The following is a 15,965-nucleotide window of genomic DNA, read 5'->3' as shown; positions in this document are numbered from 1 at the left end:
TTCCCTGTAGTCAGCTGCCAGCTCGGCGCGTCACCAGTTCGTGCTCTTCCAGATCCCCGGCGAGGGCGGCAATGTCGTGCTCGATAACATCGGCGGGGGCATCGAATTCGGTGACGATTGTCCTGCAGAGACCTGCCAGCGACTGCTCGCCTGCTTCCAGCAGCTGCCAGATGCGTGCGCCGACGGCATTCAACCCGAAATAGGTCCCGCTGGCGAGATGCATCAGCACCAGCTCGCCGCCGACCTCGCGGGCGATCGCGTCTTCGGAAGCTGTCAGGATGTCACTCGCTTTCATCGCCTGTCCGTTCTTCCCGGGCATGTCGCGCCAGCCCGTCGATGATCTGCGGCAGCGCATCGTAGTCGCGCGGGTAATCCAGCCTGTAGCACCTTGTATGCAGGGCAAGGTCGCTGCAGCGGCTGAAATGCGCCTGCAATCGTGGCTTGTCTTCCACATCGAGGATGAATGCATGCTGCATCAGTTCCGCCAGCGCGTCCTGGCTGCTCACGGGCTCGATCGTCAGCGCCTCGCATTCCCCGGGGCCAAGGATGTAGATCCCGCCCAGCGGCACGGGAGCATTCGCGAAAGGCAGAAGGCGGCTCGCATCGATTTCCCGCTTGGCATCCGTCCCGGCGCAAGCCGCGGCCTCGCCGAAGAGCTGTTCCTCGCTGTCGGAGAAGAGGCGGAGCGATGGCCGGGCCGGCGCGACGAGATATGTGCCATCCTCCCGCTTGGTGAGGGCGATGACGTCCTCGGTCAGGAAGGGGTATCCGGCGCGTGCGAAGGATGCGGCGAGCGTGGTCTTGCCCCGGCGCGAAAGGCCCGCAAACGCAATCCCAGTGCCATCGACCGCGACCGCGCTTCCATGCAGGTGCAGGCGTCCCGAATGGTTGCCGATCATCGGTTCCACCGCATTGTGGAGCAGGGCCATGGCAGCTCCCTCCATGTCCTCCGCAGCCGCGAAACAGCTGACCGCAAGACTTGCCGCTTCCACCTCGAAATCCGCCCGCCCCGGGAAGCGGATGAGATAGCGGCCGTCGAGGCGATAGAATTCCGCGATCGTATCGCCATCGGGCGAGCGCCAGCGATCGAAAGGCGCGCTTGCGATGGCATGCTGCGGGCGAATGGAGATCGTCGGCTGCTCGATCACCATTTCACGCAATTGCCCAGTTCGTGCCGCAGGAACCGGCGCCATTCCTCTGCGGTTGGGAACAGGTCCGCGTGATCGGCAAGGACCGCTTCCTCTATTTCCGCTGCCGTCCGCTTGCCATCGACCAGCTTGAGAACGGCCTTGCGCGCCTCGCCAATGCGATTGAGCGATAACGGCTTTGCGGAATCGGCAACCATGTCCGCCTGGGTGAGGATCTTGCTCTTCCAGGTCGACATGCTCTGCTTCGCGCCGCCATTGGCAGGCGTGACCGACCACGCGATCATTTCGCCGTCGTCGCGAAACCGCAAGTCCACCTCGATCAGGTCCCCGGCGGCGGCATCGAACGGTTCGTTGCATGGGAGGAACACATTGTTGCGCTCGATCGCTTCGGGGGAAAGAGGCGAGTTGGTCATGCGCACGCCTTCGGCCAGCTCGCAGTCGAACCAGCCGGCCAGCCCGTCGAAGCGGCAATCGCGCTCGACTTCCAGCGTCGCAGTCATGGCGAAGTGGTCGCTATTGTCGCTGTCCAGGCGGATCGTTCCCATCCGCACGGGCTGCGAGCACAGTTCCTCGGGCTTGAAGAGCCAAGGGTGCTTGGCATTGCGCGCATAGGAGTTAAGCCAGTGATATTCCTCGCGGAAAGTCTCGCCCGTCCATCCTTGCGCCAGCTTCCGGCAGCCATCGGAAGATACGCCCGCCATGATGAGATCGATGCTGCGCGGGATCATGGCGCCGCCCGGCTTGAGCAGCCTTCGCCTGGCATCGGCCATCATCTCGCCAATACCGTAATCGAAGCCGAAATAGCCGATATGGTCGCAGATGACGACGTCGACCCTTTCGGGCAATTCCACCCGGAAAGTCGATTCACGCAGGCAGCTATAGCGATCTTCCAGCCCGGCCCGGGCGACGGTTTCCCGCGTCAGTTCGATCGCGTCCGAATAGTCTATGCCATAGACATGCGCAGCACCTGCATCGAGGCATTGCAGGCCAAGAACGCCGACGCCGCAGCCCAGGTCCGCGACCGTATCGCCCGGGCGCAAGACAGCCCCGATAGCGCGGTCATATAGCTCCGACCGGCCAGCGAGGCTGAGATATCCGTGATGTTCGTCAAGCGGGGAAACCATGATGCGTGGCTATTCCCCGCCGGGGTGAAGGCGCCGATCAGGGCATCGCCATGAAGGTGCCCATCACATCCCCGTTCGGTCCGGCACTGCCACCCGTAAGGTTGCGGACCGATCCGAACACGGTGAGTTTGGGCTGCCTGTATTCCCGGCGGGCAGAAGCCGATGCAGAATGGGTGTTATTGGCCATTGTCACCTTCCTGAAAAAATGAAGCGCCCCCGGATATCCCCAAAATCGTGAAGATCACGTAGATGGGCCATAGTGCCAGCAGCGACCTATTGTCAATTGCTGCGCTGCAATACTCCCCGATCGTCCGTTCCAGTTCCTGTGGTACGATGAGCCTCGCCAGGCTTTGGCCTTCCGGCGATCGCAGCTGCGCTATCATGGGTTCGGAAAGGCGATGGAACACCTGGTCGGTGGTTCCCTCGCTGGTCCGCAGACGCACCTTTTCAGGCAGGATTCCGGCAAGGGCATCCCGGTGCAGGCATTTGCGCACGCCGCGTCGCAGCAGCAGGTGTTCGGGCACGGCGGCCATGAATTCGATATAGGGCCTGCTGAGCATGGGATGCCTTTGCGACAGGCCATTGAGCGCGGCCTGCCGGGAATTCATGTCATACATGCTCGACCAATAGGGGTGGGCGAGCTTTTCCAGCTTCAACCGCGCCTGGCGGTCGCTGGGCAGGCTGTCGAGATAACGCTGCCGGCGATCGCGCAATTCGGCAGCGGCCGGCGCGGTCAGTTCCAGTGCCTGGCTGGGCCTGGCGCGATGAGGCACAAGGGCCTTGATCCGGCGCGCGGCGGACCGAAGGCCGGGTGAGAGCATTGGGCTGACGCCGAAATGGGTCAGCGCGCGCGCCGTCCAGTGCCAGCCGCGTGCAGCGATGTCTCCGCGTACGGTGCGCGCCAGCTTGCGCCAGTCTCCTGCGCGCAGGAATTCGAGATAGTAATAGGCCGATCCGTCAAGCCACTGGTCGCCGCCAAGCCCGTTCATGCAAGCCCGGCAGCCGTCAGCGGCGATCGCCCTCTCCTCGGTCAGTGAAATGGCACCGTTGGGCGGCAATGGCAGGTCGCAGGACTGGCGGGCATTGGCTGCAAACCATTCAAGATCGGGCAGGAAATAGGGATGCTCCGCAACCGGCACGCCCAGTTCCTCGACCACGGCATGGACATATTCGATCTCGTCCGCAGGCGTTCCAGGAGGGCCGGCCATGGTGTAGCCGCGAACCTCCGGTGCGGGCAGCGTCCCGCTATCCTGCAATCGGTGGGCCATGCAGAACAAGGCGGTGGAATCCAGCCCCCCGCTGGCCTCGACGGCGAGCGGCCGGTCGGTGCGGGCGCAGCTGCGCACGGCTTCGGCCAGCAGTTCGCGATAGTGCTCGGCATAATCGTCCTCACGCGCATAGGTCAGGCGCCGGGACGTATCGAGCTGCCAGTATTGCCCGATCCGCAGGCCGCTGCCGCTTGCTTGCAGGCTGTGCGCCTGAGGCAGCCGCATGATGCCCGACCAGACAGTCTCGTCCCTGCTGTACCACTGAAAGGTGAGAACCTCGGTGAGAAATCCGGCATTGGGCGCGGGGCGATGCGGCAGGGCGGCCAGGATTGCCACGGCATCGGTGCCCAGCAGCAGCCGCCGGCCGTCGAAATGGTAGAGCAGGGGGCGCAGGCCCTGATGGTCGCGGGCGCAGAAAAGCTCACCGGACCGACCATCCCAGAGGATGAAGGCATACTCTCCCTCCAGCCTTTGCGGACAGTCCCTGCCCCACAATTCCCAGGCGCGCAGGACAATTTCGGCATCGGAGGAATTGCGCAGCACGATCTTCCGGTCGCGGAGTTCGCGCCGCAACGCGTCGATATTGGTCAGGTAGCCGTCGAGGACGAGCCGGACGCGCCCGTCTTCGCTTGCATGCGGCTGGATGGCCTCGCGCTCTTCCGCAGTCGAATATGTCGCGCAATGGCCGAGCGCGACCGGACCCTGGGTCCAGCAGGACATGCCGTCGAGCCCGCGATATTCCATCGCACGGGCCATCTGCTCGACGGCGCCGGCTTCCGCCTCGCCGCCGCATGTCTCGAAGATGGCGACGATGCCGCTCAACGCGCTGTCCTGCCCTGCCGATCGGTCAATTGAACTTCGGGCCCGCTTCGACAGATGGCTTGAACAGGCTGCAAAAGGGTTCCATCTCGAGGCCGATCGCAACGGCCAGCAGGTGCCTCTGCTGGAAGACCGGGTCGCTTAGGCGCTCCTTCAGGGCGGGCGGGAACATGGTCTACCTCCGTGCGACGCGCGAGCGATGCGGTCGGTCAGCTGTTAGCATGGGTAATGAGCTTTCCGGCCTGTGTCATCCCGCGCAGGCCCATATCGCCATTGGTCCTTGGCCGCCGGAAGCAAAAGTGGCAGTCGGGCGGGCATGCCGCGCTGGAACTCCCCGCAAACGACCCAGGCCGAGAAGGGATGGACGCTGGCCAAGTTCGCTTGGGTGGCGACGGGAACGGGCGCGGCCTTGCTGGAGATCGCCTTCGCGCGATGGCGCCTGCGCGGCCTTGTGGGGCGCGATTTGGTCGAGGCGAACGGGCAAGCCGTAACTCGCGGGCGAAACTGCCGCGAAGCAAGGTCAGGCGATGCCGAGGCGGTGGCGAGAGTGGCCTGGCTGGTGCCAAGGGTTGCCAAGCGTGTGCCCTGGCGGGCGGACTGCCTTGTGCAGGCGCTGGCAGGCCAGCAAATGCTTCTCCGGCGCGGGATCGCCAGCGAGATCGTTATCGGCGCCGACGGCAGGCCGGATGCCGGTTTCATACCACATGCCTGGCTGCGCTATGGCGAACGCACCGTGACGGGCGGCGAGATCGGGCATTTCGAGGTGCTGCTCGACCCGGACCGGCATAAAGACTGAACTTCTGCCATTTGCTGCACTTGCACCACGGCCTTGCGGGCCATAGTGTCTCCCAAACGGCGAAGATTTCGGCAAGGGCCTTCCATTTCGATGACAGAACAGCCGCATGCGCCGGACGTCAGCATCATTGTGGTCAACTACAAGACACGCGAGTTGACCTGCGCGGCCATCGAAACGGCGATCCGCGAGACGGTGAGCAGCTACGAAATCATTCTGGTCGACAACGCCTCGGACGACGGCACGGTCGAGGAAGTCGGGCGGCGCTTTCCTCAGGTTCGCATCCTGGCCAACCGCGACAACCTCGGCTTTGCCATGGCCAACAACCAGGCGGCGGAGATTGCGCAGGGGCGCTACCTCCTGCTGCTCAACAGCGATACGGTCACGCTCGACGGTGCCATCGACAAGCTGCTTTCCTTTGCCCGCCGGACTCCTGAGGCGCGTATCTGGGGCGGGCGCACCCTGTTCGGCGATCGCACCCTGAACGAGACATCCTGCGCCGACCGGATGACCTTGCGCAGCGTATTGTTCTCGACGCTGGGCATCAGCGAACTCTTCCGCAACAGTACCTTCTTCAATCCGGAGCGCATTGCCGGCTGGAAGCGGGACAGCGAAAGGCAGGTGGATATCGTCTCCGGCTGCTTCTTCCTGATCGAGCGCGATTTCTGGAACGAGCTGGGTGGGTTCGACCCCGCTTTCTTCATGTTTGGCGAGGAGACGGACCTGTGCCTGCGGGCGGCGGACCTTGGCGCGCGGCCGCGCATAACGCCCGAGGCGACCATCATCCATTATGGCGGCAAGAGCGTTCAGTTGCGCGCCATGCGTGCAACCTATGTCTATGCCGCGCGCATGGCCATTGCCCGCCGGCATTTGCCGAAAGTGGAAGGCTGGCTGGTGAGGCAGCTGATCGCATTGCGCATCCACCTGCGCTTTGCATGGTCGCTCATGGGCGGTGAAGCGAAACGGGAACTGCGCGGCTATTGGCGCGAGATCCGGGCCAATCTTCCCGCTATCCGCTCGGGGCCGATTCCCAGGGGCGAGGGTTAGCGACGATGGTGCTGGGGCGATTGGGGCGCGGCTGGCGGAATGTCCGCAAGGTCAGGCGTGACCTGAAACACAGGCTTCTCGGGCTTCCGTGGATGCAGGTCGAGCCGCGCGACCGCTTCCTCTTTTCCTATCCCCGTTCGGGCAACACCTGGCTGCGCCACGTCGTTCACCATGTCACGCATGGCGGCAATGTCGATGCGATGGATGCGTTAGAGGATGCGCAGCCGACGATCGATGCGCTCGAATTCGGCGAACGGCTGGCGCGGATGGGTGATGGCCCGCGTTTCTTCAAGTCGCACCTGCCCGCAGCGCCCTATTTCCTGGAAGGGAAGGTGGTCTATATTGTCCGCGACGGGCGGGATGTGACGCTCTCTTATTACGATTACTTCCGGCACATCCATTCCTATCCCGGCAGTTTCGACGAATTCATGAAAAAGGCGACGACCGGGTGGATGCGCTATGGCAGCTGGCGCGACAATGTCGGTTCCTGGCTGAAGTATCGCGACCATCCCAACATGTTGCTGATCCGCTATGAGGACATGCGGCGGGAGCCGGTCGCTACCGCTGCGAGCGTATTCGCTTTTTGCGAACTTGAAGTGAGCGATGAGGACATCCGGGCGGCGGTGGATGCCAGTTCGGTCGAGAAGGTCCATGCCACGCTCAGAAGCTGGAACGGCGCGCAGGGCACGCAGTTTTCCGGCGGCGCGAGTGGCGGTGGTAAAAAGGGCTGGCGCAGCAGGATGACGGAGGAGCAGAACAGGATCTTTGTCGATCATGCCGGAGATTTGCTCGTTTCCCTTGGGTACCCTACTGAATAACAAGCAAATTTGTCATTTCTCTGCATTCCGCGATGTCTGGCTGCCCTCGCCTTGTACAATGAGTGCCTGCGCGGTCGCCGCACCGTCTGACGCAAATTTGCCTCAACTTAAGTGTTTCTTCGTAGGTTTCGTTGCATTGCTTTGTGCATTGCGGTACAAGGATTTACGTATCCGCTTTACGGAGAAGCCATCATGTTCAAGTCTGCACTTGCCTGCGTCGCAGCCGCAGGACTGGTTCTGGCCCCGGTTGCCGCATCCGCCAATACGCGCGCGGCCGACAATGCCGTCTCGCTCGCTTCCATCGCGCAGGGCATGGACCGTTCGGCTTCACCCATTGGCGAGTCCGAGAATCTCAAGGGCAAGTCGGAATGGCTGCTCGTCCTGCTCTTCGGCGGGCTTGCTGCCGCAATCGTCCTGCTGATCGAAGATGGCGAAAAAGAGGTCGAGAACGGTGCATCGCCGGGAACCGGCAGCTGAAGGCACACGAAATCATCGTGACATCACGCATTACGTGACATCGAAGATAGGGCCGCATATCAGTTGCGGCCCTTTTCTTTTGCGGCTCTATTCTTTTACGGCTGGGGCAAGCCGGCCTGCAGCCGCTAACCGCCATCGAATGAGGCCGAGATGCTAGCCAGGTCCTCGACCGGCCCGTCAAGGATAGTCCCATCCGGGTCAGCCCTGTTGCGGGAGCCGGTGGTCCATTTACAGCTCCTGCTGCTGCTTGCGGTGATGCTGGGTGGAGGCGGCCTCGCCTATGCCTTCAACAATCTCGCGATCCAGCTCTTCGCCCTGCTGCTGCTTGCGGTCCATTACCGGCTTGCACGGCGCTTTCTCGCCGAAGCGTCACGCCCACAGCTGTTGCTGGTCGGGGCAACGCTGGCATTGCCGCTGCTGCAGCTTCTGCCGCTTCCTCCCGCAATCTGGACGGCCCTGCCCGGTCGCGAGCTGGTGGAGCAATCGCGTGCGCTGGCCGGTATCGACGCGGGAAGCTGGGCACCGGTCAGCCTCGACCGGGCGCGGACGCTGGTGGCCTTTTGCGGCCTTGTCGCCCCGGCCACGATCATCGTGCTCGGGCACGGCCTGCAAGCGCAGGAGCAGCGCAGGCTGGCCGTCACGCTCTTGGGTTGTATCGCCCTCGCCCTGACTATCGGCGTGGTGCAACTGGCATCGGCCAACAGCTTCGGCCTGTTCTACCCGGTCTCCGCCAGTCCCGATATTCTCTACGCCACATTCGCCAATCGTAACTCCACCGGGCTGTTGCTGGTGACCGGCGTTATTCTGGCGATCGGATTGCCCGCCGGCGGGCGCCAGGGGCAGGGCAGGCTGGCACTGACGGCGGCGGTGGCCGCGCTGCTGGCGATAGGGGTGGTATTGACGCAGTCGCGCTCCAGCATGGTGTTGCTGCTGGTGGCGCCTGCATTCCTGCTCCTGCGCCTTGGCTGGGCGTCCTTCGCCGGGAAGGCATCGCCGGACAGGCAGCGCAAGGGAGGGGTGATCGCGGTCATCGCATTGCTGGTGGTGCTGGGCGCCATCCTTGCCTCGGCACTATATGGCGGCCGTGCGGCCGACAGCTTCGCGCGCTTCGCCGCGATGGAAACGGACCGGCCGGAGATGTGGGACGATACCGCTTACGCCGCGACCCGCTATTTCCCCGTTGGCAGCGGGATGGGGACTTTCGACGAAGTGTTCCAGGTCCACGAATCGCTCGAATATGTCTCGGCAAGGCGGGCTGGGCGGGCACATAATGATTATCTCGAACTGGCGCTGGAGGCGGGCCTTGCCGGCGCCGTCCTGCTCGGCCTCTGGCTGCTGTGGGTGGCCGCGAACACACTTCGCCAGTTCCGCCATGGTCCCGAATGGCCGGGCGTTGCGGGTGGACTGGTGGCCGGTTGCATCGCGCTGCAATCGCTCCTCGATTATCCGCTGCGGAACCAGACCATGCTCTGCGTCGCCGGACTGATGATCGTGCTGCTGGCGGCCAAGCGGGAGGCGCGGCGATGATCGGGCGCGCCATCTGGACCGCCGCGATTGCGGGTGTCGCGCTGGTTGCGGTTTTCGCACAGATCGATCGTGCCGCGCGCTTCTCTCCCGGCTGGGCCGCCGCGGTTCCCGCCCCGTTTCGCGGCTTCGCGCAATATGAGCGGGCCCGCGTCCAGATCGTTGCCGGTAATGCCGAAAGCGCCCTGGCAGAATCCCGCCAGCTTGTGCGGGTCCGGCCCATGCCGGCGGAACACCTGGCCCTGCTGGCCCGCGCGGAGCTGCTCGCCGAAAATCCCGATAACGGGCTTGCCGCGCTGGAAGCCGCTGGCGGGCGAGGCTGGCGCGAGCCGGTTTCGCAGCTGGCCATGGTCGAGGCGGCGCTCGCCAGCCGGAACTATCCCGTGGCCGCCCAGCGCATCGCCGCGCTGATCGCGGTGCGGGAGGCCGACCGTGCGCAGCTGGCGCAGCTGGTGGGCAGGCTGGCCGCCGAGGCCGAGGGGCGCGAGGCACTGGCAGGCGTGCTGGCCATTGACGGCTATTGGCACCGCGAACTCTTGCTCCGGGCCTCGTTCGCGATGACGCCGCCGCAGTTTGCCGCAATGGTCGCAAGCGTCCGTGAACAAGGCCGTGAGCTGCCATGCAGTACGTTGGGACGGATTGCCCGGCGTTTCGCCAATCAGGGGGAGGAAGGGGCGGCTGCCTCACTCCGGCAGGCGGGCTGCCGTTAGGCCAGGCCTGCCTCAGTTCTGGTCGGGAACGGTGAAGGTGCCCGACACGCGGCCGCCTTCGCCGCGGCTGCCGGCTGCATTGCCATCGACACTGGAAATGCCCGAATTGAGGTCGATCACCAGACGCCCGCCATTGAGCGAATCATTGCCCCGGCGCAGCGCCACGCCGCCCGACAGGATGATGACGCGGCGGTTGAAGTCATAGACGCCCGCCGCCCCGCTCGCCCGTTCGTTCCCGCGCGAAACCACGACATTGCCTGTGGCGTCGAGGCGCTGGATCGTCAGGCCGCCATTGCTGGTGTAGGATACGGTGGTACGGTCGGCGCGCAGCTGCAGGTTGCCCTGCTGGATCACCACACCGCCCGACAGGACGACGCGGTTCTGCCGGTCGAGGATGTCGATATGGCCGGCATCGTAGCTCACCGGCTGGTTGGAATCGAAGCCTGCGATGTTCTGCGCGCCTGCCACCGATCCGAAGGACAGCGCGGCAATGCTGCCCGCAAGGGAGCCAGCCACGAGGCCGCGCAGGGCCAGCTTGCCAAGAGTGGGACGCGTCGCGCTCATCGCGCCATGCGATAGACGATCCGGGCGGCGAGGCAAGCGCATCATTGCACCCCCGCCGGCATGCGAAGGCGAGCGGGCACCATGCGCAGTTTCGCATTGCCATCCAGCGAAAGCGTGCGTTCATGCAGGTCGGCATGCAGCTGGTCGGCCGAGAAGCTGCCCGCCGGGACGGTCCCTTCCACCGGGCCGTTGCTGTGGATCGTGCGCGTCGGCAGGTCGATCTGCACGTTGCGCGCCGTCATGCGATAGCCGTCGGCAGCGGTGAATTCGACCATGCCGGGAATCGCCACCTGCTCCTCGTCGATATTGTAGGTTCCGGTCGCAGAGCTCAGCACTGCCGGGCCTTCGGGAAGCACGATGCGGGCGACCAGCTCATGCATTTCGACGATCGGCACGCTGTCAGAGGATTGCAGCGCATCGCCCGCCGCGATCGAGAAAGGACGGCCGCGCGAATCCTCGCCGCGATACATGGCATTGTCGACGCGCAGGCGGGTATCGGTGATTTCCACCTTGTTGCGATCGAGCAGGAAGCTGATCTCCGCCGTCGGGCTCAGCGGCGTGATCAGCATCATCGCCGCCACTACGCCTACCGCTGCGGGCAGGCCCACGGCCAGCACGCGGACGATCCGGTCGAGCGGGCTGCCCGGTGCGGCGAAGGCCTGGCGGCGATTGCGGATCTGGTCGGCTTGAGCGGTCATGGCAAAATGGTGATGCGCACTGGCGGCTTACTCGTGGCTGAAGATGTCCTTGTCGATCCATCCGGCCATGTCGAGCTTCGCGCGCGTGGGCAGGAAGTCGAAACAGGCCTGCGCGATCTCCAGCCGTCCTTCGCGTTCGAGACGGGTGATCAGGATCTCGCGCATGCGGTGGAGGAAGCGGACATCGGATGCGGCATATTCGCGCTGCGCATCGGTGAGCTGGTCCGCGCCCCAGTCGCTCGACTGCTGCTGCTTGGACATCTCCTCGCCCAGAAGCTCGCTGACGAGGTTCTTGAGGCCGTGGCGATCGGTATAGGTGCGGGTCAGCTTGCTGGCGATCTTGGTGCAGAACACCGGGGCCGCCACGACGCCGAGATAGTACTCGATCGCTGCGAGGTCGAAGCGGGCATAGTGATAGAGCTTCAGCCGCGCCGGATCGGCCAGCACCGCCTTCAGGTTCGGCGCATCGTAGCTGCTGCCATTGGCGAAACGCACGAGGTGTTCATCGCCATTGCCGTCACTGATCTGCACCACGCACAGGCGGTCGCGATGGGTGACGAGGCCCATGGTCTCGGTATCGACCGCGATGGGGCCGGGAGCCAGCACATCAGCCGGCAGGTCTTCTTCGTGGAAATGTACAGCCATATGCGGAACGCCTTAGGCGCATTGGGGAAAGAGGGAAAGGGGATGCTGGCTGCCCCGCGCGCAAGGCGGTAGGAAAGCCGGCATGGCAGATAGCGTTCCCGATAGCTGGCGCGGCGCGCTCGATCCCGCCCTTGCCGCGCCCGAAGCGCGCCGGCTGGGCGGCTGGCTGCGTGCGGAGGAGGAAGCGGGCAAGCAGATCTACCCGCCGCGCGGCAGCCGCCTGCGCGCGCTGGAGCTGACCCCGCTCGACCAGGTGAAAGTCGTGATCCTGGGGCAGGACCCCTATCACGGCCCGGGGCAGGCGCATGGCCTGTCCTTCTCCGTGCCGCCCGGCGTGCGCCAGCCACCCTCGCTGGTGAACATCCTCAAGGAGCTGGAGGCCGATCTCGGCATCACCCGCCCCGATCACGGCAATCTCGAAAGCTGGGCCAAGCAGGGCGTGCTGCTCCTGAACAACGCGCTGACCGTTGAAGCCGGGCAGGCGGGATCGCACCAGATGCGCGGGTGGGAGGCGATCACCGATGCTGCGGTGCGGGCCGTGGCGGAGCGGGCTGAACCTTCGGTCTTCATCCTCTGGGGCAGCCATGCGCAGAAGAAGGCGCGGAATGTTCCCGCACTCCACAATGGCAGGCACCTCGTCATCACCTCCCCGCATCCCAGCCCGCTGTCCGCCCACCGCGGCTTCTTCGGGTCGAAACCCTTCAGCAAGGCCAACACCTTCCTCGAAGCGCAGGGGCGCGGCGCGGTCGACTGGAGCCTTTGACTCGCGCAACAGGGCTGGATTCGTTAGAATGCTAACGATATAAGGGTTTCTCCAGGAGAGGAGATGCCTGCCATGCCCATTACCGTCACCCCGCTCAGCGAGCGTTTCGGAGCCGAGATCTCCGGCGTCGACATCACGCAGCCGCTCGACGAAGCGACACAGGCGGAGATTCGCGCGGCGCAGGACAAGTGGGGCGTAACCTTCTGGCGCAATACGGGCCTAGACGATGCCAGCCACGTCGCCTTCAGCCGCATCTTCGGCAAGGTCGAGCTGGCTCCCGTGCACAAGGGCAAGGCCCCGCGTTTTTCCGAACCCGAGCTGTTCGATGCCAGCAATGTCGATGCAGAGGGCAAGATCATCGACAATCCGATGCGCCGCTTCATCAATGCGGGCAACCGGCTGTGGCATATCGACAGTTCCTATATGGACGTTCGCTCCGCCCAGGCGCTGCTGCTGTGCCATTCCTCGCCGCCGGTGAAGGCGCCCACCCAGTTCGCCGATGCGCGCAGCGCCTATGACGACTTGCCGCAGGCGATGAAGGACCGGATCGACGGGCTGCAGGCGCGTCACTGCTACTTCTACTCGCGGATGAAGGCGGGCTATCCGACCACGGAGGAAGAGCTCGATACCATGCCGCATGCGACCCAGCCGGTGGTGCTCGACCACGTGGCGAGCGTTCGCAAGTCGCTCTATCTTGGCAACCATGCGCGCGACATTGTGGGCATGGACCGCGAGGAGGGCCGCGCGCTGATCGAGGAGCTGAACGACTGGGTCACGCAGGACCGCTATGTGATCGAAGTCGACTACCAGCCCGGCGACATGAGCATCTGGGACAATCTCTGCTGCTATCACCGCGCAGGCGACTTCGACGATACCGCCTATGCCCGCGACATGCGCCGCACGACCATTCGCGAGGCTGGCGTCGAGGCGGCGGACGATCACTTCACCACCATGTTTGCAGCGTCCAAGCGCAAGGCGGAGCCTGCCACGCAGGAATGAAAGTGACGAAGTTGACACTTCGCTACCCTGCCGGACTGTCACAAACCATTGAATCTAAGCAGAAACCGCCGATATCGCGAAGTTGACACTTCCACGGACGGAAACGCGCATAACCAATTTCAAAGAGCCATTTGCCCTTTGACAGCCGCGCTACGTGTAGGACAGCATGCCTTGCATGACCGAGGAGGATGCTCGCACGGCGCTCGCCGCAAGGCTTGGGGAGCTGGACCGGCTCGACGCGATCAGCGCCGAGGGTCGCGCGCCGGTGACGCTGCAGCAGGATGCGGTCGGCCGCCTCTCCCGAATGGACGCCCCAATTCCGTCATGCCAGCGAAAGCTGGCATCTCCCTCCACTTGCGCTAACGCCCAGCCAAATGGGCGGCTGGGTCTACATCCTCACGAACAAGCGCGATGGCGTGCTCTATATCGGCGTAACCTCGGGCCTTGCCGCGCGCATGATGCAGCATCGAGCGGGCACCGGCTCGGCATTCTGCCGCAAGTATGGCCTCAAGACACTTGTCTATGCTGAACGTCATGACCGCATCGAGGATGCGATCGCCCGCGAGAAGGCGATGAAAGCCTGGAAGCGCGCTTGGAAGATCGAGCTGATCGAAAAGACCAATCCCGGATGGGATGATCTCTTCGACACATTGGTCTAGCCGCAGGCGATCCCAGCTTTTGCTGGGATGAAGAGTCATCGGTCAGAAACCCCACCTCAGGCGGACCTTGGCCTCTACCCCGCTGCCGCCAAGCGGTCCCTCGACGGCGCCGCCGAGCGCGGTTGCATCTCCATGCTCGCCCAGCTTGACCTTGATGGCGCGAGGCAGTCCTAGCGCCGCAGCCTCGGCTGCGATCTCGGCCATGCGTTCGGCATTGGCGCAGATCACGATTTCGTCGTTTCCTGCGGCATTCTCGACCTCCTCGGCCTGTTCCGGCTGGCAATCAGCCTGTGCATTGAGGTCGATCACCAAGGTGCCATCGTTACGCAGCGTCTCGCCGGGCGCATTCGCCACAACCTCGGTCGCCGGACCGAGATCGATCGGAATACGCTCGCCATCATCCATGCGCCGTTCCTCCTGTGAAGGAAGGCGCAGGATACTCTTGATTCAGAAGATCACCAAACCGCCGCTCACCGCGGCAGGTCGGTCGCCCCCATTAGCGCTTCGTCCACCGCGCGGGCGGCCTGGCGGCCTTCGCGGATGGCCCAGACGACGAGGCTCTGGCCACGGCGCATGTCGCCGCAGGCCCAGATCTGCGGATCGGAGGTGTGATAGTCCTCCGTATTCGCCTTCACATTGCCGCGTTCGTCCAGCTCCACGCCCGACTGGTCGATCATGCCGGCCTTCTTCGGGCCGACAAAGCCCATGGCGAGCAGGATCAGGTCTGCGGGCAGGGTGAATTCGCTGTCGGGCACTTCGGTCAGCTTGCCTTCGGACCAGTCGGCGCGGACGCATTTGAGGCCGGTGACCTTGCCGTCTTCGCCCACCACTTCCTTGGTCAGCACGGCCCAGTCGCGGGTCACGCCTTCCTCGTGGCTGGAGGAGGTGCGCAGCTTCATCGGCCAGTCGGGCCAGGTCAGCAGCTTGTTCTCATGCTCGGGCGGTTGCGGCATGATCTCGATTTGCGTCACGCTCTTCGCGCCCTGGCGGTTGGAGGTGCCCACACAGTCGCTGCCGGTGTCGCCACCGCCGATCACGATCACGTCCTTGCCGGTGGCGGTCAGCGTTCCGCGCGGCGCGGCGCGTTCCTCGCTATCGCCGGCATTGCGCTTGTTCTGCTGGGTCAGGAACTCCATCGCCAGGCGCACGCCGGGAAGTTCCGCGCCGGGGATCTGCAGCTGACGGGCATCTTCGGATCCGCCCGCCATCACGATGGCATCGAAGTTTTCCTTCAGGCTCTTGATCGAAACGTCCACGCCCACTTCGGTGGAGGTCTTGAGCGACACGCCTTCGGCTTCCATCTGCACCGCGCGGCGGTTGATCAGGTGCTTTTCCATCTTGAAGTCGGGAATGCCGTAGCGCATCAGCCCGCCGATCCGGTCGCTCTTCTCGAACAGCGTCACCGAATGGCCGGCGCGTGCCAACTGCTGGGCGCAGGCCATGCCCGCCGGGCCGGAGCCGACCACGGCCACGCTCTTGCCGGTCTTCTTTTCCGGCACCTGCGGTTCGATCCAGCCTTCCTTCCAGCCGCGATCGACGATGGCGCATTCGATGCTCTTGATGGTCACCGGCTGGTCGGTGATGTTGAGCGTGCAGCTCGCCTCGCACGGGGCGGGGCAGATGCGGCCGGTGAATTCGGGGAAGTTGTTGGTCGAATGCAGCACTTCCAGCGCATTCTGCCAGTCGCCCTCATAGACCAAGTGGTTCCAGTCCGGGATGATGTTGTTCACCGGACAGCCATTGTGACAATAGGGAATGCCGCAATTCATGCAGCGCGAAGCCTGCGCCTTCAGCGCATCCTCGCTGTGCGGAACCACGAATTCCTTGTAATGCTTCAGCCGTTCCTTGGGATCGTCATAGGTGCGATCCTGCCGGTCCAGTTCCAGAAAGCCCGTCTCTTTACCCATCG

20 protein-coding genes are annotated in these 15,965 nt (G+C 64.2%); 9 read left to right on the top strand and 11 right to left on the bottom strand.

The annotated features are described in order from the left end of the window. Positions 1 to 10: 10 nt before the first annotated feature. From E5222_RS14625 to E5222_RS16635, 6 genes are read right to left on the bottom strand one after another with little or no spacing between them, the layout of a single operon-like run. Positions 11 to 319, bottom strand: coding sequence for a PqqD family protein (locus E5222_RS14625; protein ID WP_169053621.1), 309 nt, complete (start codon positions 317 to 319; stop codon positions 11 to 13). Further along, positions 282 to 1,193: a phosphoenolpyruvate carboxykinase (ATP) gene (locus tag E5222_RS16645; protein WP_169053620.1), complete on the bottom strand. Its 912-nt coding sequence runs from the start codon at positions 1,191 to 1,193 to the stop codon at positions 282 to 284. The genes E5222_RS14625 and E5222_RS16645 overlap by 38 nt, the downstream gene beginning before the upstream one ends. Continuing rightward, the gene (locus E5222_RS14620) at positions 1,145 to 2,272 is read right to left on the bottom strand and encodes a methyltransferase domain-containing protein (RefSeq protein ID WP_136694540.1); all 1,128 of its coding nucleotides are present in this window, start codon (positions 2,270 to 2,272) and stop codon (positions 1,145 to 1,147) included. The genes E5222_RS16645 and E5222_RS14620 overlap by 49 nt, the downstream gene beginning before the upstream one ends. Positions 2,273 to 2,309: 37 nt before the next feature. Then, on the bottom strand, positions 2,310 to 2,459 hold the full coding sequence (locus tag E5222_RS16640; RefSeq protein ID WP_169053619.1) for a hypothetical protein: 150 nt from the start codon (positions 2,457 to 2,459) through the stop codon (positions 2,310 to 2,312). Beyond that, positions 2,449 to 4,362 (bottom strand): asparagine synthetase B family protein, encoded by a 1,914-nt coding sequence (locus E5222_RS14615; protein ID WP_136694539.1) that lies wholly within the window; start codon positions 4,360 to 4,362, stop codon positions 2,449 to 2,451. The genes E5222_RS16640 and E5222_RS14615 overlap by 11 nt, the downstream gene beginning before the upstream one ends. A 25-nt stretch (positions 4,363 to 4,387) precedes the next feature. Beyond that, on the bottom strand, positions 4,388 to 4,531 hold the full coding sequence (locus tag E5222_RS16635) for a hypothetical protein (RefSeq protein ID WP_169053618.1): 144 nt from the start codon (positions 4,529 to 4,531) through the stop codon (positions 4,388 to 4,390). A gap of 144 nt (positions 4,532 to 4,675) precedes the next feature. On the opposite strand from E5222_RS16635, the gene E5222_RS14610 reads away from it, so the two are divergent. From E5222_RS14610 to E5222_RS14585, 6 genes are all read left to right on the top strand, one after another. Continuing rightward, complete coding sequence (locus tag E5222_RS14610) at positions 4,676 to 5,155, top strand: lasso peptide biosynthesis B2 protein (RefSeq protein ID WP_136694538.1); 480 nt, start codon at positions 4,676 to 4,678, stop codon at positions 5,153 to 5,155. A gap of 90 nt (positions 5,156 to 5,245) precedes the next feature. Further along, positions 5,246 to 6,199: a glycosyltransferase family 2 protein gene (locus E5222_RS14605; protein WP_136694537.1), complete on the top strand. Its 954-nt coding sequence runs from the start codon at positions 5,246 to 5,248 to the stop codon at positions 6,197 to 6,199. 92 nt (positions 6,200 to 6,291) lie between these two features. Continuing rightward, positions 6,292 to 7,017, top strand: coding sequence for a sulfotransferase domain-containing protein (locus E5222_RS14600; protein WP_169053617.1), 726 nt, complete (start codon positions 6,292 to 6,294; stop codon positions 7,015 to 7,017). 192 nt (positions 7,018 to 7,209) lie between these two features. Further along, positions 7,210 to 7,494 (top strand): hypothetical protein, encoded by a 285-nt coding sequence (locus tag E5222_RS14595; protein ID WP_136694535.1) that lies wholly within the window; start codon positions 7,210 to 7,212, stop codon positions 7,492 to 7,494. Between the two features lie 219 nt (positions 7,495 to 7,713). Further along, a complete protein-coding gene (locus E5222_RS14590; RefSeq protein ID WP_169053616.1) occupies positions 7,714 to 9,021 on the top strand; it encodes an O-antigen ligase family protein in 1,308 nt (435 codons plus the stop codon). Beyond that, entirely contained in the window at positions 9,018 to 9,728 is a 711-nt protein-coding gene (locus E5222_RS14585) for a hypothetical protein (protein WP_136694533.1), read from the top strand. Before E5222_RS14590 ends, E5222_RS14585 begins: the two co-directional genes overlap by 4 nt. A gap of 12 nt (positions 9,729 to 9,740) precedes the next feature. Here E5222_RS14585 and E5222_RS14580 read toward each other — a convergent pair whose 3' ends face one another. The 3 genes from E5222_RS14580 to E5222_RS14570 are packed head-to-tail and all read right to left on the bottom strand — an operon-like array spanning position 9,741 to position 11,635. Continuing rightward, complete coding sequence (locus E5222_RS14580; protein WP_136694532.1) at positions 9,741 to 10,292, bottom strand: LptA/OstA family protein; 552 nt, start codon at positions 10,290 to 10,292, stop codon at positions 9,741 to 9,743. Positions 10,293 to 10,333: 41 nt separating this feature from the next. Beyond that, on the bottom strand, positions 10,334 to 10,990 hold the full coding sequence (gene lptC / locus E5222_RS14575) for an LPS export ABC transporter periplasmic protein LptC (RefSeq protein ID WP_136694531.1): 657 nt from the start codon (positions 10,988 to 10,990) through the stop codon (positions 10,334 to 10,336). A gap of 27 nt (positions 10,991 to 11,017) precedes the next feature. Continuing rightward, positions 11,018 to 11,635 carry a ribonuclease D gene (locus E5222_RS14570; protein ID WP_136694530.1) on the bottom strand — a complete coding sequence of 206 codons (618 nt, stop codon included), beginning with the start codon at positions 11,633 to 11,635 and terminating at the stop codon, positions 11,018 to 11,020. Positions 11,636 to 11,717: 82 nt separating this feature from the next. Here E5222_RS14570 and ung point away from each other — a divergent pair, with 82 nt between their 5' ends. From ung to E5222_RS14550, 3 genes are all read left to right on the top strand, one after another. Beyond that, positions 11,718 to 12,398 (top strand): uracil-DNA glycosylase, encoded by a 681-nt coding sequence (gene ung / locus E5222_RS14565; protein ID WP_136694529.1) that lies wholly within the window; start codon positions 11,718 to 11,720, stop codon positions 12,396 to 12,398. 72 nt (positions 12,399 to 12,470) lie between these two features. Beyond that, a complete protein-coding gene (locus tag E5222_RS14560; protein ID WP_136694528.1) occupies positions 12,471 to 13,397 on the top strand; it encodes a TauD/TfdA dioxygenase family protein in 927 nt (308 codons plus the stop codon). 374 nt (positions 13,398 to 13,771) lie between these two features. Further along, positions 13,772 to 14,056 (top strand): GIY-YIG nuclease family protein, encoded by a 285-nt coding sequence (locus E5222_RS14550; RefSeq protein WP_136694527.1) that lies wholly within the window; start codon positions 13,772 to 13,774, stop codon positions 14,054 to 14,056. Between the two features lie 42 nt (positions 14,057 to 14,098). Here E5222_RS14550 and E5222_RS14545 read toward each other — a convergent pair whose 3' ends face one another. Then, the gene (locus E5222_RS14545) at positions 14,099 to 14,461 is read right to left on the bottom strand and encodes a hypothetical protein (RefSeq protein WP_136694526.1); all 363 of its coding nucleotides are present in this window, start codon (positions 14,459 to 14,461) and stop codon (positions 14,099 to 14,101) included. 65 nt (positions 14,462 to 14,526) lie between these two features. Next, positions 14,527 to 15,963 (bottom strand): glutamate synthase subunit beta, encoded by a 1,437-nt coding sequence (locus E5222_RS14540; protein WP_136694525.1) that lies wholly within the window; start codon positions 15,961 to 15,963, stop codon positions 14,527 to 14,529. Between the last annotated feature and the right edge of the window lie 2 nt (positions 15,964 to 15,965).

Origin of the sequence: Alteraurantiacibacter aquimixticola (assembly GCF_004965515.1) — a bacterium.
Classification (GTDB): domain Bacteria; phylum Pseudomonadota; class Alphaproteobacteria; order Sphingomonadales; family Sphingomonadaceae; genus Alteraurantiacibacter; species Alteraurantiacibacter aquimixticola.
Note: the sequence above shows the minus strand (reverse complement) of the source record. Positions and strands in the feature narration are given on the sequence as shown.

Excerpts from the sequence above, each read along its gene's own strand:
- E5222_RS14620 (WP_136694540.1), bottom strand. The coding sequence starts at position 2,272 with ATGGTTTCCCCGCTTGACGAACATCACGGATATCTCAGCCTCGCTGGC.
- E5222_RS14595 (WP_136694535.1), top strand. The coding sequence starts at position 7,210 with ATGTTCAAGTCTGCACTTGCCTGCGTCGCAGCCGCAGGACTGGTTCTG.
- lptC (WP_136694531.1), bottom strand. The coding sequence starts at position 10,990 with ATGACCGCTCAAGCCGACCAGATCCGCAATCGCCGCCAGGCCTTCGCC.
- E5222_RS14610 (WP_136694538.1), top strand. The coding sequence starts at position 4,676 with ATGCCGCGCTGGAACTCCCCGCAAACGACCCAGGCCGAGAAGGGATGG.
- E5222_RS14600 (WP_169053617.1), top strand. The coding sequence starts at position 6,292 with ATGCAGGTCGAGCCGCGCGACCGCTTCCTCTTTTCCTATCCCCGTTCG.
- E5222_RS14550 (WP_136694527.1), top strand. The coding sequence starts at position 13,772 with ATGGGCGGCTGGGTCTACATCCTCACGAACAAGCGCGATGGCGTGCTC.
- E5222_RS16635 (WP_169053618.1), bottom strand. The coding sequence starts at position 4,531 with ATGTTCCCGCCCGCCCTGAAGGAGCGCCTAAGCGACCCGGTCTTCCAG.
- E5222_RS16645 (WP_169053620.1), bottom strand. The coding sequence starts at position 1,193 with ATGGCGCCGGTTCCTGCGGCACGAACTGGGCAATTGCGTGAAATGGTG.
- ung (WP_136694529.1), top strand. The coding sequence starts at position 11,718 with ATGGCAGATAGCGTTCCCGATAGCTGGCGCGGCGCGCTCGATCCCGCC.
- E5222_RS14605 (WP_136694537.1), top strand. The coding sequence starts at position 5,246 with ATGACAGAACAGCCGCATGCGCCGGACGTCAGCATCATTGTGGTCAAC.
- E5222_RS14580 (WP_136694532.1), bottom strand. The coding sequence starts at position 10,292 with ATGAGCGCGACGCGTCCCACTCTTGGCAAGCTGGCCCTGCGCGGCCTC.
- E5222_RS14625 (WP_169053621.1), bottom strand. The coding sequence starts at position 319 with ATGCCCGGGAAGAACGGACAGGCGATGAAAGCGAGTGACATCCTGACA.
- E5222_RS14570 (WP_136694530.1), bottom strand. The coding sequence starts at position 11,635 with ATGGCTGTACATTTCCACGAAGAAGACCTGCCGGCTGATGTGCTGGCT.
- E5222_RS14545 (WP_136694526.1), bottom strand. The coding sequence starts at position 14,461 with ATGGATGATGGCGAGCGTATTCCGATCGATCTCGGTCCGGCGACCGAG.
- E5222_RS16640 (WP_169053619.1), bottom strand. The coding sequence starts at position 2,459 with ATGGCCAATAACACCCATTCTGCATCGGCTTCTGCCCGCCGGGAATAC.
- E5222_RS14560 (WP_136694528.1), top strand. The coding sequence starts at position 12,471 with ATGCCCATTACCGTCACCCCGCTCAGCGAGCGTTTCGGAGCCGAGATC.
- E5222_RS14540 (WP_136694525.1), bottom strand. The coding sequence starts at position 15,963 with ATGGGTAAAGAGACGGGCTTTCTGGAACTGGACCGGCAGGATCGCACC.
- E5222_RS14585 (WP_136694533.1), top strand. The coding sequence starts at position 9,018 with ATGATCGGGCGCGCCATCTGGACCGCCGCGATTGCGGGTGTCGCGCTG.